20 protein-coding genes and 3 tRNA genes are annotated in these 22,411 nt (G+C 58.8%); 16 read left to right on the top strand and 7 right to left on the bottom strand.

Features of this window, described 5'->3' with window-relative positions:
* Positions 1 to 46 precede the first annotated feature (46 nt).
* A complete protein-coding gene (locus tag QF010_RS18735; RefSeq protein WP_429533665.1) occupies positions 47 to 256 on the bottom strand; it encodes a hypothetical protein in 210 nt (69 codons plus the stop codon).
* A 105-nt stretch (positions 257 to 361) separates the two neighbouring features.
* The gene (gene dcd / locus QF010_RS18740) at positions 362 to 928 is read right to left on the bottom strand and encodes a dCTP deaminase (protein WP_007904652.1); all 567 of its coding nucleotides are present in this window, start codon (positions 926 to 928) and stop codon (positions 362 to 364) included.
* Between the two features lie 354 nt (positions 929 to 1,282).
* Between dcd and QF010_RS18745 the strand changes: the two genes are divergently transcribed.
* Positions 1,283 to 1,492 (top strand): cold-shock protein, encoded by a 210-nt coding sequence (locus QF010_RS18745; protein WP_002554837.1) that lies wholly within the window; start codon positions 1,283 to 1,285, stop codon positions 1,490 to 1,492.
* 109 nt (positions 1,493 to 1,601) lie between these two features.
* Here the strand turns inward: QF010_RS18745 and QF010_RS18750 are convergent, their stop codons facing one another.
* Positions 1,602 to 2,609 (bottom strand): DUF481 domain-containing protein, encoded by a 1,008-nt coding sequence (locus QF010_RS18750; protein ID WP_429533666.1) that lies wholly within the window; start codon positions 2,607 to 2,609, stop codon positions 1,602 to 1,604.
* A gap of 163 nt (positions 2,610 to 2,772) precedes the next feature.
* On the opposite strand from QF010_RS18750, the gene QF010_RS18755 reads away from it, so the two are divergent.
* The 4 genes from QF010_RS18755 (at position 2,773) to QF010_RS18770 (ending at position 7,567) form a co-directional block, all read left to right on the top strand.
* Positions 2,773 to 3,126: an MGMT family protein gene (locus QF010_RS18755; RefSeq protein WP_033058964.1), complete on the top strand. Its 354-nt coding sequence runs from the start codon at positions 2,773 to 2,775 to the stop codon at positions 3,124 to 3,126.
* Between the two features lie 44 nt (positions 3,127 to 3,170).
* Positions 3,171 to 4,736 (top strand): AmpG family muropeptide MFS transporter, encoded by a 1,566-nt coding sequence (locus tag QF010_RS18760; RefSeq protein WP_429533667.1) that lies wholly within the window; start codon positions 3,171 to 3,173, stop codon positions 4,734 to 4,736.
* A 144-nt stretch (positions 4,737 to 4,880) separates the two neighbouring features.
* Complete coding sequence (locus tag QF010_RS18765; protein ID WP_429533668.1) at positions 4,881 to 6,596, top strand: proline--tRNA ligase; 1,716 nt, start codon at positions 4,881 to 4,883, stop codon at positions 6,594 to 6,596.
* A 17-nt stretch (positions 6,597 to 6,613) separates the two neighbouring features.
* On the top strand, positions 6,614 to 7,567 hold the full coding sequence (locus tag QF010_RS18770) for a hypothetical protein (protein ID WP_033058958.1): 954 nt from the start codon (positions 6,614 to 6,616) through the stop codon (positions 7,565 to 7,567).
* A 47-nt stretch (positions 7,568 to 7,614) separates the two neighbouring features.
* Here QF010_RS18770 and dinB read toward each other — a convergent pair whose 3' ends face one another.
* A complete protein-coding gene (gene dinB, locus QF010_RS18775) occupies positions 7,615 to 8,676 on the bottom strand; it encodes a DNA polymerase IV (protein ID WP_429533669.1) in 1,062 nt (353 codons plus the stop codon).
* 300 nt (positions 8,677 to 8,976) lie between these two features.
* On the opposite strand from dinB, the gene QF010_RS18780 reads away from it, so the two are divergent.
* From QF010_RS18780 to QF010_RS18800, 5 genes are all read left to right on the top strand, one after another.
* A tRNA-Met gene (locus QF010_RS18780) sits at positions 8,977 to 9,053 on the top strand.
* Between the two features lie 231 nt (positions 9,054 to 9,284).
* Positions 9,285 to 9,361 (top strand) — tRNA-Met (locus tag QF010_RS18785).
* 232 nt (positions 9,362 to 9,593) lie between these two features.
* A tRNA-Met gene (locus QF010_RS18790) sits at positions 9,594 to 9,670 on the top strand.
* A 278-nt stretch (positions 9,671 to 9,948) separates the two neighbouring features.
* Positions 9,949 to 12,591 (top strand): bifunctional lysylphosphatidylglycerol flippase/synthetase MprF, encoded by a 2,643-nt coding sequence (mprF, locus tag QF010_RS18795; protein WP_033058955.1) that lies wholly within the window; start codon positions 9,949 to 9,951, stop codon positions 12,589 to 12,591.
* Positions 12,591 to 13,886, top strand: a complete 1,296-nt coding sequence (locus tag QF010_RS18800) for a virulence factor family protein (RefSeq protein ID WP_429533670.1) — start codon at positions 12,591 to 12,593, stop codon at positions 13,884 to 13,886. The genes mprF and QF010_RS18800 overlap by 1 nt, the downstream gene beginning before the upstream one ends.
* Positions 13,887 to 13,943: 57 nt before the next feature.
* On the opposite strand, the gene QF010_RS18805 is transcribed toward QF010_RS18800, so the two are convergent.
* From QF010_RS18805 to QF010_RS18815, 3 genes are all read right to left on the bottom strand, one after another.
* Entirely contained in the window at positions 13,944 to 14,231 is a 288-nt protein-coding gene (locus tag QF010_RS18805) for a type II toxin-antitoxin system RelE family toxin (protein WP_429512024.1), read from the bottom strand.
* Between the two features lie 11 nt (positions 14,232 to 14,242).
* Entirely contained in the window at positions 14,243 to 14,533 is a 291-nt protein-coding gene (locus QF010_RS18810) for a type II toxin-antitoxin system Phd/YefM family antitoxin (RefSeq protein ID WP_429512022.1), read from the bottom strand.
* A 308-nt stretch (positions 14,534 to 14,841) separates the two neighbouring features.
* On the bottom strand, positions 14,842 to 16,743 hold the full coding sequence (locus QF010_RS18815; protein ID WP_033058951.1) for a potassium transporter Kup: 1,902 nt from the start codon (positions 16,741 to 16,743) through the stop codon (positions 14,842 to 14,844).
* Between the two features lie 444 nt (positions 16,744 to 17,187).
* On the opposite strand from QF010_RS18815, the gene rimO reads away from it, so the two are divergent.
* From rimO to tsaA, 6 genes are all read left to right on the top strand, one after another.
* Positions 17,188 to 18,525 (top strand): 30S ribosomal protein S12 methylthiotransferase RimO, encoded by a 1,338-nt coding sequence (rimO, locus tag QF010_RS18820; protein WP_008153968.1) that lies wholly within the window; start codon positions 17,188 to 17,190, stop codon positions 18,523 to 18,525.
* A 113-nt stretch (positions 18,526 to 18,638) separates the two neighbouring features.
* Positions 18,639 to 19,112 (top strand): GNAT family N-acetyltransferase, encoded by a 474-nt coding sequence (locus QF010_RS18825; protein WP_046054606.1) that lies wholly within the window; start codon positions 18,639 to 18,641, stop codon positions 19,110 to 19,112.
* 190 nt (positions 19,113 to 19,302) lie between these two features.
* Positions 19,303 to 20,013: an rRNA pseudouridine synthase gene (locus QF010_RS18830; RefSeq protein ID WP_033058947.1), complete on the top strand. Its 711-nt coding sequence runs from the start codon at positions 19,303 to 19,305 to the stop codon at positions 20,011 to 20,013.
* Between the two features lie 75 nt (positions 20,014 to 20,088).
* Positions 20,089 to 20,559 (top strand): YehS family protein, encoded by a 471-nt coding sequence (locus tag QF010_RS18835; protein ID WP_033058945.1) that lies wholly within the window; start codon positions 20,089 to 20,091, stop codon positions 20,557 to 20,559.
* A 136-nt stretch (positions 20,560 to 20,695) separates the two neighbouring features.
* The gene (locus tag QF010_RS18840; protein WP_033058943.1) at positions 20,696 to 21,466 is read left to right on the top strand and encodes an SDR family oxidoreductase; all 771 of its coding nucleotides are present in this window, start codon (positions 20,696 to 20,698) and stop codon (positions 21,464 to 21,466) included.
* Positions 21,467 to 21,521: 55 nt separating this feature from the next.
* Positions 21,522 to 22,220, top strand: coding sequence for a tRNA (N6-threonylcarbamoyladenosine(37)-N6)-methyltransferase TrmO (gene tsaA / locus QF010_RS18845; protein ID WP_033058941.1), 699 nt, complete (start codon positions 21,522 to 21,524; stop codon positions 22,218 to 22,220).
* The last annotated feature ends 191 nt before the right edge of the window (positions 22,221 to 22,411 follow it).

The raw sequence follows: 22,411 nt of genomic DNA on the forward strand, positions 1-22,411 counted from the left end.
TTCAAAGACATCAGCTGACTGGCCATTCATTTTTCGCAGGCGGCGATCAAGCAACGGGCGCAGGAGGCGGCTCATCCGGCAGCGTAGGTTCACCGGGCTCGCTGGGTTGTTCGTTGGGGGTATCGGGATCAGGCTGACCGGGGATGCCCCCTGCCATGCTGATGGGTGGATGTGCCAACAAGGACCAAGCCAAAACGCCAACCTGATTGGGCTCAAGCTTCGCCAGTTCGGCACTTATTCGCGGATCGATCTTCATAGGGCACTCCTGAGCGATGGCCCGTCCGCATTGCGCGAACCGGGCAGTACACCCAATAGAGTGTCTACCCGCTCAAGAATTCCCAAGACCTGCCAGACGAACGGATCAGGTGCGAGGCAGGGTAACGCCGCGCTGGCCTTGATACTTGCCGCCACGGTCCTTGTAGGACACTTCGCACTCTTCGTCGGATTCAAGGAACAGCATCTGTGCCACGCCTTCGTTCGCGTAGATTTTCGCCGGCAGATTGGTGGTATTGGAGAACTCCAGGGTCACATGACCCTCCCACTCAGGCTCAAGCGGCGTGACGTTGACGATGATGCCGCAGCGCGCATAGGTGCTTTTACCCAGGCAAATGGTCAATACATTACGCGGAATGCGGAAATATTCGACGGTGCTGGCCAGGGCGAAAGAGTTCGGCGGAATGATGCACACGTCACTGTGGATGTCGACGAAGCTGCCGGCATCGAAGTTTTTCGGGTCGACGATCGCCGAATTGATGTTGGTGAACACCTTGAAATGATTGGTGCAACGCACATCGTAGCCGTAGCTTGACACGCCATAGGAGATCACACGGCTATCGTCGCTGCCGCGCACCTGGCGCTCGACGAAGGGCTCGATCATGCCGTGCTCTTGCGCCATGCGGCGAATCCACTTGTCCGATTTGATGCTCATGGCGGGTGTCCTGAATAGCGAGGTGGAAAAAATCTGTCCGGCATCTTACCGGGCGCGCGCTTCGGGTTCAAAGTCCGGGGCACAAATCTTGCCGATCCCCCGTAATTTCTGGCCCTTGCGGGTAAAGCGGCGGACCGTCAGTCATGAAAACAGAGAAACCTTCGCAGGAAGCATTGGCACGTTCCGGAAAAAGGGTTAAGGTGGCGCCACTGTGCTGCTTGTGTCACTGAGAATCTCTACACGATATGTTGAATTTCGATCCAACCATCTACAAGAATTTTTCCTGCTCTTTGCACTCAGTCTCGGCCAGGGTTCTTCCTGCGTCGCAGTTATCTTTGTTCAAGGAGTTACACCATGTCTAATCGCCAAACTGGTACCGTTAAGTGGTTCAACGATGAAAAAGGCTTCGGCTTCATCACTCCACAATCCGGTGACGACCTGTTCGTTCACTTCAAAGCTATCCAATCCGACGGCTTCAAAAGCCTGAAAGAAGGCCAACAGGTTTCTTTCATCGCTACCCGCGGTCAGAAAGGCATGCAAGCTGAAGAAGTTCAAGTTATCTAACTTGTACTTGCTTTAGTAAAAAGCCCCGCCCTCAAAAGCGGGGCTTTTTTGTGCCTGTCTGTTTTGCAGGCAAAAAAAATCGCAGCCCTGGGCTGCGATTTTTTGCGTCTTACCAGGCCACGCCAAACCCTGCGGTGTACCGGGTCTTGTCCAAATCAGCTTCGTCAGTGCCGCTGATGATGTCTCTCTCGGCCTTCAGGTTAAGCGATGCCCATTCGGTCACTTTGTAGCGCAAGCCCATTTCAGCATCGAGCGCGTAATCCGCTACGCCCGACAACGGCTTGCCCACTTCGCCGCTCGTGAAGAACTCCACCCTCTTACCAATCAGGTAGCGGTTGTAGTCCCACTTCATCGCCACGGAATAGAAGTTTTCTTTGCTGCCGTCAGCGAACTCATAGTCCGTGCGGTTGACCAGCGAGCCCAGGGAGAATGCGCCCAGCTCGTCGTCCCAGAATTGGTAACCGGGGCCGGTACCGATTGTGCGCTGGCGGGCCAGCTCTTCGACCTTGTCGCGCTTATAGACCGCGCGCCCTTGCCAGAACCATTTTTCGGTCAGGAAGCGGTCGAGCGAGTATTCGCCCCGCCAGTTGTCGGTAGTGACCACGTCATCCTGAAATTCGCGGTTGTACTCGCCTTCTGCGGTGTGTCGCCATCTGCCATGACGCGCAGTGGTCTTGAAGTCGATATCGTAATCGTCGGTGTCTTTCTCGGCCCGTTGATAATCCAGCGCTGCATCGATATTACCCTTCCACACCAAATCCTCTACCACCGGCTTGGGCTTGAGGATCTGCTGAATGCTGGCCAGCTCGACGGTCTTGGGAGCCTCGCCGTTGGCCAGGGTGACCTTACCGTCTTCTGCCGCATGCAGCGCCTTGGCCTTTTCGCCGGTGTAGGCATCCTGCTTGACCAGCAATTCCTGATCGCTTTCCAGGGTTTTGACCTGCTTCCAGTCGATCGGGACGGCACCGGCGTATTCGGTCTGGATCAACAGCTTGCCGCCATCGAAAACGGTGATCTTGCCGCTCAGCTTGTCACCGTTCTTCAACCAGACGGTATCGGCGAGCAAGGGCGTGGAGGCACTGACGACAGCGAGGCACAGCAGGGTTCTGGACAACATAAGCAAATACAGGCTCAAATTTGCGAAAAAAAGTCGGCATTATCCATACGAATAAGACCCTAGCAAGGACTGACCCGACTATTTCTATTGAGTTCATTTCTCAATAGGCGATCCAGGATTTACTCTACAGACGGTAAGGCGAACTTTTTCAGGAACTGCCGACGTGACCGACTCAACCGCTGAAACCGATAGTCCGGCGCAAATCCGACGCACGGCGCTGTACCTGACACTGGCGCAAGTCCCAGAGGGCAAAGTCGTAAGTTACGGTCAGCTCGCCGAGCTGGCGGGCCTGGGTCGCGCCGCCCGCTTCGTCGGACGGACACTGAGCCAACTGCCGGGCGACAGCAAATTACCCTGGCACCGCGTGCTCGGCGCCGGCGGGCGTATCAGCCTGCCTGCAGGCAGCCCTTCGGGGGATGAACAACGCGCGCGTTTGCGCATGGAGGGCATCAGTATCCTGAACAATCGTGTTGATATTCAGCGCCATGGCTGGCGCCCGGTAGAGCACAGCGGTTAGAGTGCGCGCTTTGTTTCCGTATTTCTTGAGGCAGACTCCAGCCCATGCCCCGTAAAACCTGGCGCGCCGCGCTCGCCGCCTATGCCAGCCCATCGACGCTCGTACTGTTGCTGCTTGGTTTCGCCGCCGGCTTGCCCTACATGCTGGTGTTTTCGACACTTTCGGTCTGGCTGCGCGAAGCCGGTGTGGCTCGCGAAACCATTGGCTATGCAAGCCTGATCGGCCTGGCCTACGCCTTTAAATGGGTCTGGTCACCGCTGCTCGATCAATGGCGCCTGCCATTGCTCGGCAAGCTCGGTCGCCGACGCTCCTGGCTCGTGCTTTCCCAGGCGCTGGTCATTCTCGGCCTGATCGGGATGGGTTTCTGCGACCCGCAAAAGCATTTGTCCTGGCTGATCGCTATCGCTGTGGTGGTCGCCTTCGCTTCGGCGACGCAAGACATCGCGGTCGACGCTTATCGCCTGGAAATCGCCGACGACACCCGTCAGGCCGCCCTCGCCGCCAGTTACATGTCCGGTTATCGGATCGCTGCGCTGCTGGCCACCGCCGGCGCCCTGTTTTTCGCTGAAGGCTTCGGTTCCACCGGTTTCAACTATAAGCATTCGGCATGGGCCGGCACCTACATCCTGTTCGGCGCCTTGATGGTTCCGGCGCTGCTGACCTCCTTTTTCATGCGCGAACCGCCGGTGCCGCTGCGTACACAGCTTCAGGCCGGGCGCTATAGCTTTGTGCATCAACTGGCCTCGGTGTTTGTGCTGATCATACTGCTGGTTTCCGTGCCGGCCATGTTCACCCAGCTGTACAACACCGATTTCGCCAGCGTGCTTTTCCAAGGTGTGAGCGTGCTCGACCTGCTGCTCGAAGACCGCGCGTTCCTGCGGGCAATCCTCTACACCACGCTCACCGCAATATGCCTGTCGGCCATTGGCCGCCGCGGTCTGGCGCCGGTGCTGACGCCGATCAACGACTTCATTCTGCGCTATCGCTGGCAAGCGTTCCTGCTGCTTGGGCTGATCGCCACCTATCGGATGTCCGATACGGTCATGGGCGTGATGGCTAACGTGTTTTACATCGACCAAGGCTTCACCAAGGATCAGATTGCCAGCGTCAGCAAGATCTTTGGCCTGATCATGACCCTGGTCGGTGCCGGCATGGGCGGCCTGCTGATTGTGCGCTTCGGCATCTTGCCGATTCTGCTCATCGGCGGCATTGCATCAGCCGGCACCAACCTGCTGTTCCTGATGCTCGCCGACATGGGCGCCAACCTGAACATGCTGATCCTCACCATTTCCCTGGATAACTTCAGTTCGGGCCTGGCGACCTCGGCGTTTGTCGCCTACCTGTCGAGCCTGACCAACTTGAAGTTCTCCGCGACCCAGTACGCCCTGCTCAGCTCGATCATGCTCTTGCTGCCACGCCTGATTGGCGGCTACTCGGGGGTCATGGTGGAGAAATTCGGTTATCACAATTTCTTCCTGATCACTGCCCTGCTCGGCGTGCCGACGCTGCTGTTGATCGCGCTGCACTGGTTCCAGGAGAGCCGCCGCGAAGGTCCGACGCCAACGCCGACACCCGATCCGGTTCAGACCCAGGTCGCGGAAGAATCGTAGGTTCTTCAGCAGGAAGCAGCGCAGAGGGTGCGGGGATTCCCGCCCTCTCGCCACACCCCGCCGACCGCACGCCTGTACGCCAGCAGATCTCGCCCGTACAATGCTCAGTCATTTCTCGTCATCAGCAACCGACAACGGCCAACCATGCGCACCAGTCAATTTTTGCTCGCCACACAGAAAGAAACGCCTTCCGACGCGGTCGTGATCAGCCATCAGCTGATGCTGCGCGCCGGCATGATCCGCAAACTCGCCTCGGGCCTCTACACCTGGCTGCCGATGGGCTTGCGAGTGATGCGCAAGGTCGAAGCCGTCGTTCGTGAAGAAATGAACGCCGCGGGCTCTCTCGAAGTGTTGATGCCGAGCACCCAACCGGCTGAGCTGTGGCAGGAATCCGGTCGCTGGGAAGAGTACGGCCCTGAATTGCTGCGCTTCAAGGATCGCCACGGTCGCGATTTCTGCGCAGGCCCGACTCACGAAGAAGTCATCACTGACCTGATGCGCAACGAGTTGAGCAGCTACAAACAGCTGCCGATCAACCTGTACCAGATCCAGACCAAATTCCGTGACGAGATCCGTCCACGCTTCGGCTTGATGCGCGGTCGCGAATTCATCATGAAGGACGCCTACTCCTTCCACGCTGACCAGCCATCGCTGCAGGTCACCTATGACCGCATGCACCAGGCGTATTGCAACGTGTTCACCCGTCTGGGCCTGAAATTCCGCCCGGTTGAAGCCGACAACGGTTCGATCGGTGGTGCCGGCTCCCACGAGTTCCACGTGCTGGCCGAATCCGGCGAAGACGATATCGTCTTCAGCAACGGTTCCGACTACGCGGCGAACATCGAGAAAGCCGAAGCCGTGCCACGCGAAACTTCCCGCGCCGCACCTGCCGAAGAGCTGCGTCTGGTCGACACGCCGAACGCCAAGACCATTGCGCAACTGGTCGAAGGCTTCAACCTGCCGATTGAAAAGACCATCAAGACCCTCGTGGTTCACGCTGAAGAGAAAGGCAAGCTGATTGCACTGATCATCCGTGGCGACCACGAGCTGAACGAAATCAAGGCCGGCAACCAGCCTGGCGTTGCCAGCCCGCTGGTCATGGCCTCCGAAGCCGAACTGCGCGACGCCATTGGCGCCGGTGCCGGCTCCCTCGGCCCGTTGAACCTGCCGCTGCCAATCATCATCGACCGTTCCGTCGAGCTGATGAGCGACTTCGGCATCGGTGCAAACATCGATGACAAACACTATTTCGGCGTGAACTGGGAGCGTGATCTGCCGGTTCCAACCGTTGCCGACCTGCGCAACGTGGTCGCTGGCGACCCGAGCCCGGATGGCAAGGGCACCCTGGAAATCAAGCGCGGCATCGAAGTCGGGCACATCTTCCAGCTGGGCAACAAGTACAGCAAAGCGATGAAGTGCGAAGTGCTGGGCGAGAATGGCAAGCCAGTGACCCTGGAAATGGGTTGCTACGGCATCGGCGTTTCCCGCGTGGTGGCTGCGGCCATCGAGCAGAACAACGACGCCAACGGGATCATCTGGAGTGACACGCTGGCCCCGTTCCAGGTCGCGCTGGTACCGCTGCGCTACGAAACCGAACAGGTTCGCGAAGCCACCGACAAGCTGTATGCACAATTGACTGCCGCCGGCTTCGAAGTACTGCTGGACGACCGCGACAAGAAAACCAGCCCGGGCATCAAGTTCGCGGACATGGAGCTGATCGGCATTCCTCACCGGATCGTGGTCAGTGACCGCGGCCTCGCCGAAGGCAATCTTGAATACAAGAGCCGCACCGAGCCCGAAGCGCAAGCGCTGCCGGTCGCAGACGTGCTGTCCTTCCTTCAGTCCCGTATCCGCCGCTGACACCAGATAGAGAAGTCATGTTCAAGCGAAACACCTTAGGCCTCGGTGGTGCCGCCCTGTGCGGCACCCTGCTGGTCAGCGGCTGTGCCAATCACATGTCACAACGCAGCGAGCACGAGGAACGTGTCGAGCGTAAATTGCTCGATCACAGCCTGCAGATTGATGTCGGCGAGCCAAAGGTGCTTGAGCTGCCGCAACGTCGGGTGAAGATCCACGAGCAGAAGACGTTCGAAGTCACCGAATTCGAAGTCACGCGTCACTACGATCGCTATACGCCTTACCAACCCTGGCGGGAGGCTTACGAGATTCCGCTGGGTGCGGTGGCCGTGGTGGCCGGTGTCGGTGCGAACGTGGTCAACGTGTTCGCCCTCGGCACCCTGCCGGACAGTGTGACGAAAGACTGGTTGAGCTACGGTTTCGCCGGGCTCAACCCGTTCATGAACACGCAGTCTCATGGTCGCGCACAACAGAACCTGGCGGGCATTGACGAGGTTCAGCTCGACAAGCGCACCGAATACTCGAGCCTTCCATGGAGCGAGCGTCCGGTTGAGGTCAAGGCCGGCAAGGAAACGTTCGAGATGAGCACCGACAAAAACGGTGTATTGCGCGTGAACCTGCTGGACAGCCCGTTCGCCGAACATGACATCAATCATCTGAGCCGGCTGCTGATCAGTGTCCAGAATGCTCAGGACAATGTGCACACCGATTCGTCCCTGGCGGTCAGTAGCTCCTTGCGCGGCAAGCTGCTCGAAGCTCATGGGCTGATTTACGACGATCTTGAAGACGACGAAGTGAGCCAGTGGGTACACCGGGTCAAACGTTTGTCGGAACTGGGCCTGGAAGAAGAAGCCACTGAGCTGGAACAAAGCCTGATCGAACTGACGCGCAACGATCCCGAACTGCAGACCGAATTCCTCAAGTCATTGACCAAGAATGCCGGGCGACTGGTCGCGGATCCGGGACCGAATTAAGGCCCCTTAAAAGATCGTCTATATGGGCGATCTTTTGCTTTCAGGTCTCAACGCTCAAACAACTCAAGCTGCTCAAACCCGCCCCGCAAATCCTCCAGCCTTACCCCAATCCCCAGCAACCGCACCGGTTTCCCGCCGCGATTGAACGCCTGGGTCAGCAACAACTGATAGCTCCCCAAATCCCGCCCTGCCCCGGCCTGCTCAAGAGTGGTCTGGGTGAAGTCATGGAATTTCACTTTGACGAACGGTTTGCCCGGTCGATAGCTGCTGTCGATTCGCGCCATGCGGCCAGCCAGGGTTTCCAGTAGCTCGGGTAATTTATCGAGGCAGCTCACCAGATCCGGCAGGTCGACGTCGTAGGTGTTTTCGACACTGATCGACTGCCGACGACTGTCGTTGTGCACCAACCGGTCATCAATCCCTCGGGCCAGGCTCCAGAGTCGCTCACCGAAGCTGCCGAATTCGCGCACAAGCGCCAACTTGTCCCATTCGCGCAGATGCGAACAATCGACGATGCCGAGCCTGCCTAATTTGTCTGCGGTCACTTTGCCAACGCCGTGCAACTTGCTCACCGGCAAACCACTGACAAAATCCTCGACCTGATCCGGTGTAATGACGAACAAGCCATTGGGCTTCTTCCAGTCGCTGGCGATCTTGGCCAGAAACTTGTTCGGCGCCACCCCAGCCGAAACGGTGATGTGCAGTTGATTAGAGACGCGACGGCGAATGTCCTGGGCAATTCGCGTGGCGCTGCCACCGAAATGCGCACTGTCCGACACATCGAGGTAGGCCTCATCCAGTGAAAGCGGCTCGATCAAGTCGGTGTAATCGCGAAAGATCGTGTGAATTTCCTTGGAGGCGTCTCTATAGGCCTCCATGCGCGGCTTGACGATGGTCAGGTCCGGGCACAGTTTCAAGGCATGTCCGGAAGACATGGCCGAGCGCACCCCATAAGCCCGTGCTTCATAATTGCAGGTAGCGATCACGCCACGTCGATCCGCAGAACCGCCCACTGCCAGAGGTTTTCCGGCCAGGCGCGGGTCATCACGCATCTCGATGGCGGCGTAGAAGCAGTCACAATCGACGTGGATGATTTTTCGCTGCGTCATATAAATGCAGTGTTCATGGTGAAGAAATGGCGTATTGGCAAGTCAGATCGGCAGTATCTCACTGACACCTGTATATAGCACCAGTACTCTGAATGTTCTTTTCTACATGTAGGAAAAGTGCCGATGAATTTATTTTCTTAATCGAAAAGCTTCACCCGATAAAACTGAAAGCCTTGCCACGTCGGCCTTACAGCCAATCATCCAGCCCTATTTTCAAGCTAAGCGATTGAACAGGAAGAGGTTTTCTCTGGATTGAAGGTTGACAGCCTGTCGATCCTCTGTAGAATACCGACACACAGACGCGGGATGGAGCAGTCTGGTAGCTCGTCGGGCTCATAACCCGAAGGTCGTCGGTTCAAATCCGGCTCCCGCAACCAAACATCAAGAAAGGCTACTCGAAAGAGTGGCCTTTTTTGTGCGCGTCTCTTTTGTAAACACGAGATAGAAAAGAGCGGGTAACGGCTGACGGTGCAGGATTGAAAAATCGTTCTGATTCCGAAACTTAAGTCTCCCCCGCCACCGTCCGCCGCTCATTTACGCTTATTTCACCTTATTCAGGATTAACGGTAGACACTCCGGCGTTCGCCTGTAGAATGCCGCCACACAGACGCGGGATGGAGCAGTCTGGTAGCTCGTCGGGCTCATAACCCGAAGGTCGTCGGTTCAAATCCGGCTCCCGCAACCAAACATCAAAAAAGGCTACTCGAAAGAGTGGCCTTTTTTGTGCGCGTCTCTTTTGTAAAAAATGAGCATGGAAACGAGCGGGCACGTCTGACGGCGCAGAAATGAGAAATCGTTCTGATTCCGAAACTTAAGTCTCCCTCGCGACCGTTCGCCGCTCAGTTACGCTTATTTGACCCCTTTCCGGATTAACGGTTGACAGTCCAGCGTTCGCCTGTAGAATGCCGCCACACAGACGCGGGATGGAGCAGTCTGGTAGCTCGTCGGGCTCATAACCCGAAGGTCGTCGGTTCAAATCCGGCTCCCGCAACCAAACATCAAAAAAGGCTACTCGAAAGAGTGGCCTTTTTTGTATCTGTTGAAAAAGTCCTTTCGCAACAATGATCTGCCACTGTGTAGCGAGCCGTTCGGGATCCCCAATACTCTGAGCCCAGACTATGCTGAGCCACAGACAGAACCCTCTACGACGGATGACATGCCATCGCCGCTACCCGGTGAGAGGCGTTAATATTTGTGATTATTTTTTTCTACAGGGATTGGTAACTTGGCTGGATACCCCCATCCTGTCGCGCACAATCCAAGAGGTGATTGATGCGCGCCAACTCGTCTGATCCACAAGACACCGTCACAGCGACACAACCGATCAAGGCCGAGCGTTTGCGCTTGCTGGATCTGGTCAGCAAATATCGTCAGCCCATCGGCCTGGCGGTCACTCTGCTGTTGTTCGCTATCGCGCTGATTGCCTGTCGCCACCTGCTGAGCGAACTCGACCTGTACGCTTTGCACGACTCGATTCTCGACGTTCCGAAACCGGCACTATTGGGCGCGCTGGCCGCGACTGTGGTCGGCTTCATTATCCTGCTGGGCTACGAATGGTCAGCCAGCCGCTACGCGGGCGTGACACTGGCGCCGCGAATCCTGGCCCTGGGCGGATTCACCGCATTTGCCATCGGCAATGCCATCGGCCTGTCGATGCTCTCGGGGGGCTCGGTTCGTTACCGTTTATATGCGCGTCATGGCCTGGGGGCTTCGGACGTTGCTCATATGACGCTGTTCGCCAGCCTCTCGCTCGGCTGCGCCCTGCCTCCCTTGGCTGCCCTGGCGACCCTCAGCAACCTCCCGGCTGCCTCGGCTGCCTTGGGTTTGTCCGAAGGTTTGCTGGGGATTGTCGCCGCCGCCGTCTTACTGCTCTTCAGCGTATTGGCCATCGGCATCTACCGCCGTCGCCTTCCGGACCAGCCTTCCCCGGACAACCTGCTGGTCAAGGTCGGGCGCCGCACCTTGCGCCTCCCCGGCCGTCGCCTGACCTTCCTGCAACTGATCATCACCGCCCTGGACGTGGCCGCCGCTGCGACCGTGCTCTATCTGTTGCTGCCGGAAGCACCGCCCTTCGGCGCGTTCCTGCTGGTGTACCTGCTGGCCCTGGCCGCTGGCGTGCTCAGCCATGTGCCCGGCGGTGTCGGCGTATTTGAAGCGATCCTGCTGGCCGCCTTCGCCGACACACTCGGCGCTGCCCCACTGGCCGCCGCGCTGCTGCTCTATCGCCTGATCTATGTGGTGCTGCCCTTGTTGGTGGCGTGCGTGTTCTTGCTGATCAACGAAGGTCAGCGCCTGTTTCAGACACGCCAGACACTGCGCGCAGCCTCCGGTCTGGCCGCGCCGATCCTCTCGGTACTGGTGTTCCTGTCCGGTGTTGTTTTGCTGTTCTCCGGCGTGACCCCGGAAATCGACACCCGCCTGGAACACATCGGTTTTCTGATTCCGCACCGACTGGTCGACGCCTCGCACTTCGGCGCCAGCCTGGCCGGCGTCCTCTGCCTGCTGCTCGCTCAAGGCTTGCGCCGTCGGCTGTCCGCCGCGTGGATGCTGACCACCATTCTGTTGCTGGTCGGCGCTTTGCTCTCGCTGCTCAAGGGCTTCGACTGGGAAGAAGCCTGCTTGCTGACCCTGACTGCGAGCCTGCTGGGGGTTTTCCGCAGCTCGTTCTATCGCCCCAGCCGTCTGACCGAGGTGCCGTTCTCGCCGTTGTATCTGGTGGCGAGCCTGTGCGTACTCGGCGCGTCGATCTGGCTGCTGCTGTTCGCCTATCAGGATGTTCCGTACAGCCATCAGCTCTGGTGGCAGTTCACCCTCGACGCCGATGCCCCGCGTGGCTTGCGCTCGCTGCTCGGCGCCGCCGTGCTGCTGGTGGTGGTGTCCCTGACCTGGCTGCTGCGCACCGCGCGCCCGGTGATCCATCTGCCAACACCCGATGAACTGGACCGCGCGGTAAAGATCCTGATGGCCTCCGCACAACCGGATGGCGGCCTCGCCCTGACCGGTGACAAGGCGCTGCTGTTCCACCCCAACGACCAGGCGTTCCTGATGTACGCACGTCGTGGTCGCAGCCTGGTGGCCTTGTATGACCCGATCGGTCCAACCCAGCAACGGGCGGAAATGATCTGGCAGTTCCGCGACCTCTGCGACATCCACCACGCCCGCCCTGTGTTCTATCAAGTGCGCGCCGAGAACCTGCCGTACTACATGGACATCGGCCTGACCGCGATCAAGCTCGGCGAAGAAGCCCGGGTCGATCTGCTTCGCTTTGATCTCGAGGCCAAAGGCAAAGAGATGAAAGACCTGCGCTACACCTGGAACCGCGGCACTCGCGATGGCCTGTCGCTGGAGATCTTTGATCCGGGACAAGCGCCGATGGACGAGCTCAAGGTAATTTCCGATGCCTGGCTGACCGGCAAGAACGTGCGTGAGAAAGGCTTCTCGCTCGGCCGTTTCAGTGATGATTACCTCAAGCATTTCCGCGTCGCGGTGATTCGTTTCGAAGGGCGCCCGGTGGCGTTCGCCAACCTGCTCGAGACTTACGGCCATGACCTGGCCAGCCTCGACCTGATGCGCGCGCACCCGGACGCCCCCAAGCTGACCATGGAGTTCATGATGGTCGGTCTGATCCAACATTATAAAAATCATGGATACGCGCGTTTCAGCCTGGGCATGGTGCCGTTGTCGGGGTTACAACCCCGTCGTGGCGCACCACTGACCCAGCGTCTGGGCTCGATGGTTTTCCGCCGTGGTGAGCAGCTCTACAACTTCCAAGGCTTGCGTCGCTTCAAAGACAAATTCCAGCCTGACTGGGAACCCCGTTATATGGCCGTGCCCGCCGGACTCGATCCGCTGGTTGCCCTGGCCGATACTGCTGCCCTGATTGCAGGCGGCTTGACTGGATTGGTGAAACGCTGATGATTCAACGCTCCTTGCGGTACGTACTGGGCACATTGGTTGTCCTGGCCCTGATTGTCGGTGGCGGCTACTGGTACCTGAAACGCCCGGCACCCGAACCGACCCTCGAACAGCTGACGCCGGCCGATGGCGCCGCGATGACCCGTGTCATCCCCGGCAACACGCCACGCGCCCAGGTGCTGGTGGCGGTCAATGAAGACCAGAAGCTCAGTAACAAACAGTTGATGACCCTGAGCCGCAGCGGTTCGGCGCAGATTGTTCAGGTGATCCTGCCCAAAGACTGCCTGCTGCAAAGTCGCGCCCTGCAATCGGCCCTGAGAGAGCTCAAAGGCCCGGCGACCCTGGTCAGCGGCATCGGCCCTGGCGCCGTGCTGGCGTGGCGCTGGTTGTCCGAGCAGAAGGACGACAAGGCTCAAGCCGTCTCGGTGGACCTGGCCCTGGAAAAACCCGGCTGCACGCACCTGCTACCAAAAAGTGCCGCCCACGGGCACTGGCTGGTGGCCTGGAACGACAACCCGGACGACACCAGCGCCGGTTTTGTGCGCGATCAACCCAACGCCGAAACCAGCATCAGCGACTACGACATCAACCTGCCGCAAGTGCTGAACAACGAACTGCGCAAGATCCTCGTCGGTGGCGATAAAGCCGCTGGCGGCCTGCAGATCCCGGTGGTCGAAGTGCCCGCCGGCCAAGCCAAGGACACCGTGACCCTGTTCCTGTCCGGTGACGGCGGCTGGCGCGACCTGGACCGCGACGTCGCGGGCGAGATGGCCAAGATCGGCTACCCGGTCGTCGGCATCGACACCCTGCGCTACTACTGGCAGCACAAGAGCCCCGAGCAAAGCGCCCTGGACCTCGCCGAACTGATGCAGCACTACCGGCAGAAATGGGGCACCAAGCGCTTCATCCTGACCGGTTACTCGTTCGGCGCCGACGTCCTGCCCGCCATCTACAACCGCCTGGAGCCATCGGAACAACAACGGGTCGATGCGATCATCCTGCTGGCCTTCGCCCGCACCGGCAGCTTCGAAATCGAAGTCGAAGGCTGGCTCGGCAACGCCGGCAAAGAAGCCGCCACCGGCCCGGAAATGGCCAAGCTGCCGCCGGAGAAAGTGGTGTGCATCTACGGTGAAGAAGAAGTCGACGAGAGCGGCTGCACCGACAAGACCGCCGTGGGCGAGGCGATGAAATTGCCTGGCGGTCATCACTTCGACGAGAACTACCCGGCCCTGGCGCAGCGATTGGTGGATGTGATCGAGAAGCGTCAAGCGAAGGAGACGGCGGCTCAAGAGTGATCTGAGTACCGCTGAAAAAAAAGCCCTCGTTACCTTACGGTAGCGGGGGCTTTTTGGTTAGAGACGACGTTCTGCCGCGCCGTAGACCTCTTCGTCACGTCGAGCACCAACGGCAACGATCAATACCTGTATTGCGTGGCCATCGACTCGATAAACAATTCGCGTGTCGCCTGTTCGAATCCGTCTACAGCCTGCAAGGCTGGCTCTTAGGGGCTTGCCGCTCTTATCCGGCTCACCATTGATAATCCGCTCTTCGATGACATCAAGAATGCGGTTCGCCGCTACAGCTCCCAGCAGATCCAGATCCTTCTGAACCTCCGGATGATAGATAACGCCCCAAACCATCCACAGCTCCTTTAGTCTTTCCTGGCGTACCGCGCCCGCAAATCGTCGTGGCTGATTGCCTTGCTCTGATCAAAACCGATCAGTCGCTCCCGAGCGGCTGCTTCAACCCTCAGATCTTCAAGTTCATCGAGCATTTCCTGATATGCATCGACATTGATAATGACCGCTGCTGGCTGATTGTCCTTGAAAATGACCAGCCGCTCGGTGGCTCGGCTGGAAATTTCTTTGAGCCTTGCGCTGAACCCCCTGACCATTGCAGTCACCGATATCGCTTGGTCAGCACGCTCCAGTAATGCCGTCATACTCACCTCTCTACACAATCATGCAAATTTGAACACACAGTTCTACGCAGAGTATTGCGTTGAATTCGACATACAGCAAGCTGCAAAAAATGCTAACTGATCAACCTGCGTGTTTCACGCCTACAAAAACGAACCGAACAATTTGTAAATCTAATAATTGATGATGTGGTGAAGGTACTGACGCCGCCACCAACTCGGACAAAAGCAGAATCTAAAAAACAACGGCCTGAACGCAACTAATGGCGCCGAGACACCGGCCACAAAAAAGCCCCCGCCGCCTTTCGGCAACGGGGGCTTTTGGATGTTGCTTACATCTCCACCTGCGTCCCCAGTTCAATCACCCGGTTCAGCGGCAGATTGAAGAAGCGCAAATTGCCGTTGGCGTTCTGCAACATGAAGGCGAACAGCGCTTCGCGCCAGCGGGCCATGCCTTCGAGTTTGGAGGCGATGACCGTCTCGCGGCTGAGGAAGTAGGTGGTGCGCATCGGGCTGAAATCCAGGTCATCGAGATGACACAGCTTCAGCGCTTGCGGCACGTCCGGCTCGTCGACGAAGCCAAAGTGCAGGATCACCCGGAAGAAGCCTTCGCCGTGGGATTCCACCTCGAAACGCCGTGATGTCGGCACCCGCGGGATGTCTTCATACACCACCGTCAGCAGTACCACTTGCTCGTGCAGCACCTGGTTATGCAGCAGGTTGTGCAACAGCGCATGGGGCACGGCGTCCGGGCGCGCGGTCAGAAACACGGCGGTGCCCTGGACGCGATGCGGCGGTTGTACGGCGATGCTGCTGATGAAGATCGGCAGCGGCAATCCACCTTCGTCGAGACGATCGACCAGCAGTTGCTTGCCGCGCTTCCAGGTGGTCATCAGCACAAACAGGGCGATACCGGCGATCACCGGGAACGCACCGCCCTGCACGATTTTCGGCACGTTGGCGGCGAAGTACACACCGTCTACCAAGAGGAATCCAAGCAACACCGGAACCGCGAGGACCGGAGGCCATTTCCACAGCAGCAGTATCACCGCCGACACCAGAATGCTGGTCATCAGCATGGTCCCGGTCACTGCCACGCCGTAGGCCGAAGCCAGAGCGCCGGAAGATTCGAAACCCAGCACCAGTAACACCACGCCGACCATCAGCGCCCAGTTCACCGCGCCAATGTAGATCTGGCCTTGTTCGGCGCTGGAGGTGTGCCGAATGTGCATGCGTGGAATGTAACCGAGCTGGATCGCCTGACGGGTCAGGGAGAACGCACCGGAAATCACCGCTTGGGAGGCAATCACCGTGGCCATGGTCGACAATCCTACCAATGGAATCAGCGCCCAGCTCGGTGCCAACAGATAGAACGGGTTGCGCGCGGCCTCCGGATCACCGAGCAGCAGCGCACCCTGGCCGAAGTAGTTCAACACCAGCGCCGGCAGCACGAGGATGAACCACGCACGGGCAATCGGCTTGCGACCGAAGTGGCCCATGTCGGCGTACAGCGCTTCGGCACCGGTCAAGGCCAGCACTACCGCGCCGAGAATCGCCACGCCCATGCCCGGGTGCACAACGAAGAAGCGTACGCCCCACACCGGGTTCATCGCTTTCAACACTTCCGGATGCTGCATGATGCCGTAGACACCCAGCGCCCCCAGCACCACAAACCAGGTGACCATGATTGGCCCGAACAGGATGCCGATCCGCGCGGTTCCATGACTCTGAATCAGGAACAGCGCCACCAGCACGATCAGCGACAGTGGCACTACCCAATGGTCGATACCCTCGAAAGCCAGTCCCAGGCCTTCAATCGCCGAGAGCACAGAGATCGCCGGCGTGATCATGCTGTCACCATAGAACAGCGCTGCGCCGATCAGCCCGCAGACCACCAGCAGAGTGCGCAACTTCGGATGCCCGGCCGCAGCCCGCCGAGCGAGGGCGGTCAAGGCCATGATCCCGCCTTCGCCCTGGTTGTCGGCGCGAAGTACGAACATCATGTACTTGATCGACACAACCCAGATCAGCGACCAGAAGATCAGCGCCAGAATCCCCAGCACCCCGTCATGATTGACGGGCACGCCATAGCCACCGGAAAACACTTCTTTGAGGGTGTACAGCGGGCTCGTGCCGATATCGCCATAAACCACCCCGACCGCCGCGACCAGCATGCCGATCGGCTTTGCCGCCGAATGCTCGGCGCCTGCCGCCTGACTACTTGCCTGACCCATCCACCACTCCTACTACCCAGACCGGACTTCTTTGGAAGAAGCACTATGCTTTGCCGTGCAGCATGCGCTGTTTTACTTACTGTTACAGACGTTTTGTTGACTGTAAAAAATCGGTAAAGCGTAAAGGCGCGAAGCATAGCGCAGCACTCGTCGTATTTCCCTGCATAAAGCTGGTCAAGTGCGCCTCTCATCGCTAGAATTGCGCACTTTTTGATCAGAGGCTAAGCGTCCTGCCTCGCGAATACTGCTGTTTTTTGACGGCGCCTGTTGTTGCCATACTGCGTTGCCGCTTCTCGCCATAGCAAGCTATGACTCGGCGCGGCGCCTTGCCTGGCAACAACAGTCACTCGTCAAAAAGCAGCGTATTCACGAGGCAGGACGCCAAGCGCCCGTCTGTCGCCTTGCCGTCTTCGGCTGGAGGCGTCACAAATACCGAGGTTAGACATGTCCACCACTCCTGCGCCGGCCAATCCAAAAGTTGGCTTCGTATCCCTGGGTTGCCCCAAAGCACTGGTCGACTCTGAGCGCATCCTTACCCAGCTGCGCATGGAAGGCTATGACGTTGTGTCCACTTACGAGGACGCCGATGTCGTGGTGGTCAACACCTGCGGCTTCATCGACTCGGCCAAGGCTGAGTCTCTGGAAGTGATCGGCGAAGCCATCAAGGAAAACGGCAAGGTCATCGTGACCGGCTGCATGGGCGTCGAAGAAGGCAACATTCGCAAGGTACACCCAAGCGTGCTGGCCGTGACCGGTCCGCAGCAATACGAGCAAGTGGTCAACGCCGTGCACGACGCCGTGCCGCCGCGTCAGGATCACAACCCGCTGATCGACCTGGTGCCGCCGCAAGGCATCAAGCTGACCCCGCGCCACTACGCCTACCTGAAGATTTCCGAAGGCTGCAACCACAGTTGCAGCTTCTGCATCATCCCGTCGATGCGCGGCAAACTGGTCAGCCGCCCGGTTGGTGACGTGCTCGACGAAGCTCAGCGCCTGGTCAAGGCTGGCGTTAAAGAGCTGTTGGTGATCTCGCAAGACACCAGCGCCTACGGCGTCGACGTGAAGTACCGCACCGGTTTCTGGAACGGCGCGCCGGTGAAAACCCGCATGACCGAACTCTGCGAAGCCCTGAGCACGCTCGGCGTCTGGGTTCGTCTGCACTATGTTTACCCGTACCCGCACGTCGACGAGCTGATTCCGCTGATGGCCGCCGGAAAAATCCTGCCGTACCTGGACATCCCGTTCCAGCACGCCAGCCCGAAAATCCTGAAAGCGATGAAACGCCCGGCCTTCGAAGACAAGACCCTGGCGCGCATCAAGAACTGGCGCGAAATCTGCCCGGACCTGATCATCCGTTCGACCTTCATCGTCGGCTTCCCTGGCGAAACCGAAGAAGACTTCCAGTACCTGCTGAACTGGCTGACCGAGGCACAACTGGACCGCGTCGGCTGCTTCCAGTACTCGCCAGTCGAAGGCGCACCGGCCAACCTGCTGGACGCGGCCATCGTGCCGGACGACGTCAAGCAAGACCGCTGGGATCGCTTCATGGCGCACCAGCAGGCCATCAGCTCGGCTCGCCTGCAAATGCGCGTTGGCCGTGAAATCGAAGTATTGGTCGATGAAGTCGACGAGCAAGGCGCGGTTGGCCGCTGCTTCTTCGATGCCCCGGAAATCGACGGCAATGTGTTCATCGACAACGGCAGCAACCTGAAACCAGGCGATAAAGTCTGGTGCAAAGTGACCGACGCCGACGAATACGACCTGTGGGCTGAACAGATCTAAACGCAAAAAATACGAAAAGCCCTGCTCTCTTGACGAGATGCGGGGCTTTTTTACGTCTATCGTTTTGTGGGAGAAAGGATTCGCATCATCAACTGCAAAAGGGGCAGCCGGCCATGCGCCAACATTCGGTCATCCACACGCCGAAACAGAGCGACTACCAAGAGCTCACTCAAGTCTGGGAAGCCTCGGTGCGCGCCACCCATGACTTTCTGCCGGACAGCTACATCGAACTGCTGAAGAACCTGGTGCTGACCCGCTATCTCGATGCGGTGATGCTGATCTGCACCAAAGACCCGCGCCAGCGCATCACCGGGTTCGCCGGGGTCGCGGCGGGCAAGATCGAAATGCTCTTCATCGACCCGGCTCACCGCGGCCAGGGCCTGGGCAAGCAGTTGCTGCGCTATGCGATGGAACATCTGAATGCCGACGAACTGGACGTCAACGAACAGAACCCGCAGGCCCTGGGGTTCTACTTCAAGCAGGGCTTTGAGGTGATTGGCCGCTCGGAAGTCGATGGCATGGGCCAGCCTTATCCGCTGCTGCACATGCGTTTGCGCCAAAATCAACAATGCTCACAACACGGCTGACACAACGCGGATCCAGTGTAGGAGTGAGCCTGCTCGCGATAGCGGTGTGTCAGTCAACAGATAAATTGACTGAACTACCGCTATCGCGAGCAGGCTCGCTCCTACAAAAAGCCACGCGGCGCAAATGGAACCGGGATTAACCGGCGCCACGCAGGTACAATGCCCACCCCTTTTTTGTTACGGCCCTGTCATGACTGACCCGATTCGTCTCTCCAAACGCCTCATCGAACTCGTCGGCTGTTCCCGTCGGGAGGCTGAGCTGTTCATTGAGGGCGGCTGGGTCACCGTGGACGGTGAAGTCATCGACGAGCCGCAGTTCAAGGTCGAGAACCAGAAAGTCGAGCTCGACCCGGAGGCCAAGGCCACTGCGCCGGAGCCGGTGACCATCCTGTTCAACGTTGCGGCGGGTATGGATGCGGAAACGGCCATGGCAACGATCAGCGCCGAGACCTTGAGCGAAGAACACCGCTTCAGCAAACGTCCGCTCAAAGGCCACTTCCTGCGCCTGACCGCCAGCACCGACCTGCAAGCCAACGCCAGCGGTCTTCTGGTGTTCACCCAGGACTGGAAGATCCTGCGCAAACTCACTGCCGACTCCGCCAAGATCGAGCAAGAGTATGTGGTCGAAGTTGAAGGCGACATGGTAGCTCACGGCCTCAACCGCCTGAACCACGGCCTGACCTACAAGGGCAAGGAACTGCCGCCGGTCAAAGCCAGCTGGCAGAACGAAAACCGCCTGCGTTTTGCGATGAAGAACCCACAACCGGGCGTCATCGCCCTGTTCTGCCAGGCCGTAGGCCTGAAGGTTGTCGCCATCCGCCGCATCCGCATTGGCGGCGTGTCCATCGGCAAAGTGCCGTTGGGCCAATGGCGTTACCTGTCCGGCAAAGAGAAGTTCTAAGACTTTTCACGCCGCCACACATTTTGGCGCCGCTGTTGACGCGGCGCCCACTGCTGAATATCAGGATTGCACACCATGATTCATAACGACGTACTGCGCAGCGTGCGCTACATGCTCGACATCAGCGACAAGAAAGTCATCGAGATCATCAAGCTCGGCGGCATGGACGTGGCCCTGGCAGACCTGGTGACGTACCTCGACAAGAAAGAGGAAGACGAGGAAGGCTTCGTACGCTGCCCGGATGAAGTCATTGCGCATTTCCTCGATGGCCTGGTGATCTTCAAGCGCGGCAAGGACGAAAGCCGTCCGCCGCAGCCGATCGAAGTGCCGGTGACCAACAACATCATCCTGAAGAAACTGCGTGTGGCTTTCGAACTGAAAGAAGACGACATGCACGCCATCCTCAAGGCCTCCGAGTTCCCGGTGTCCAAGCCTGAGCTGAGCGCGCTGTTCCGCAAGTTCGGCCACACCAACTACCGCCCGTGCGGCGACCAGTTGCTGCGCAACTTCCTCAAGGGCCTGACTCTGCGCGTTCGCCCGCAGTAAATGCCCGCTGGCCTTGAGCTGCAAACCTGCGGCTCAAAGCCAGGCTGTATAGACCCTCATTCCTCGCAAAAATAGTGGCTCCGCTTCTGGCGGCTGACGACTAGGGTGTATTGACCCTCAGCTCTCAGGATTCGCCATGCACCCGTATTTTTCCCTGCAAGGCCGCACCGCTCTGGTGACCGGCGGCACCCGTGGTATCGGCAAAATGATCGCCAAGGCTTTTGTCGAAGCCGGCGCCACTGTGTACGTGTGTGCCCGGGATGCCGAAGCCTGTCAGCAAACGGCTGACGAGTTGAGCGCATTCGGTCGTTGCCACGGAGTGGCGGCCAACCTGGCCACCGAAGAAGGTGTACTTCAACTGGCTACACGACTGGGCGAGCAGATCGCTCAGCTGGATATTCTGGTGAACAACGCCGGCACCACGTGGGGTGCGCCGCTGGAGAGCTACCCGGTCAAGGGCTGGGAAAAGGTCATGCAGCTTAACGTGACCTCGGTGTTCAACTGCATTCAGCAGTTTTTGCCGTTGCTGCGTAAGGCTGGTTCGGCCGCGAATCCGGCGCGAATTATCAATATCGGCTCGGTGGCGGGGATTTCTTCCTTTGGTGAACAGGCTTATGCCTACGGACCAAGTAAGGCTGCCCTGCATCAATTGTCACGGATTCTGGCGCGGGAGCTGGTGAGCCAGCACATCAACGTCAACGTCATCGCGCCGGGGCGTTTTCCGAGCAAGATGACGCAGCACATCGGCAATGATGAGCAGGCGTTGGCCGACGACACGGCGTTGATTCCAATGAAACGCTGGGGCCGGGAGGAAGAGATGGCGGCGCTGGCGATCAGTCTGGCGAGTACGGCCGGCGCTTACATGACCGGGAACATCATTCCGCTGGATGGCGGGTTCAGTCTCTGAACGATCTTTGGGTGGGTTATCATGCTCACCCTCAAATCGCTCTGACCCCAAACCCATGACCTACAGCGTCTCCCCCGTCGGCTTCGTGCGCTCCTGCTTCAAGGAGAAGTTCGCGATCCCGCGCCAACCACAACTGGCCCCGGCCGCTCGCGGCGTACTGGAACTGGTGGCGCCGTTCGATCAGGGCGATGCGGTGCAAGGTCTGGAACAGGTCAGCCACGTGTGGCTGCTGTTCCTGTTTCACCAGGCGCTGGAAGAAAAGCCACGGCTGAAAGTCCGCCCTCCTCGTCTCGGCGGTAACAAATCCATGGGTGTGTTCGCCACCCGCGCGACGCATCGGCCCAATGGCATCGGCCAATCCGTGGTGAAGCTGGACAAGGTTGAAGCCAATCGCCTGTGGATATCCGGTATCGACCTGCTGGACGGCACGCCGATTCTCGACATCAAACCCTACGTGCCTTACGCCGACATCATCGATACAGCCTCCAACAGCATTGCCAGCACTGCGCCGCAGCTGATTCCCGTGCAGTGGACGGATTCAGCACTGCAACAGGCTCACAGCCACGCTCAGCGCCTTGAAGAACCGCTGGTGGCGCTGATCGAGCAATGCCTGGCACAAGACCCACGCCCGGCGTACCAGATTCCTACGCCTGAGCGGGAATATGGCGCGCAATTCTGGGATCTGGATGTGCGCTGGCATTATCCCGAGGCGGGGATTATTCGCGTCTTGGAAGTCATTCCCGCAAAAGTCTGAACGCCAGAAACCACTGTGGGAGCGAGCCTGCTCGCGATAGCGGTGTGTCAGTCAGCATTACTGTCGACTGACACACCGCTATCGCGAGCAGGCTCGCTTGTATGTTTAGACTTGAAGGGGTGGGTGGGACTACAGACTCGATTCTGACTCTGACCAGTACAGACCGTGGGAGACTTCTCGTCCCACCCCTT

This window comes from Pseudomonas silensiensis (assembly GCF_050434865.1).
Classification (GTDB): domain Bacteria; phylum Pseudomonadota; class Gammaproteobacteria; order Pseudomonadales; family Pseudomonadaceae; genus Aquipseudomonas; species Aquipseudomonas fluorescens_W.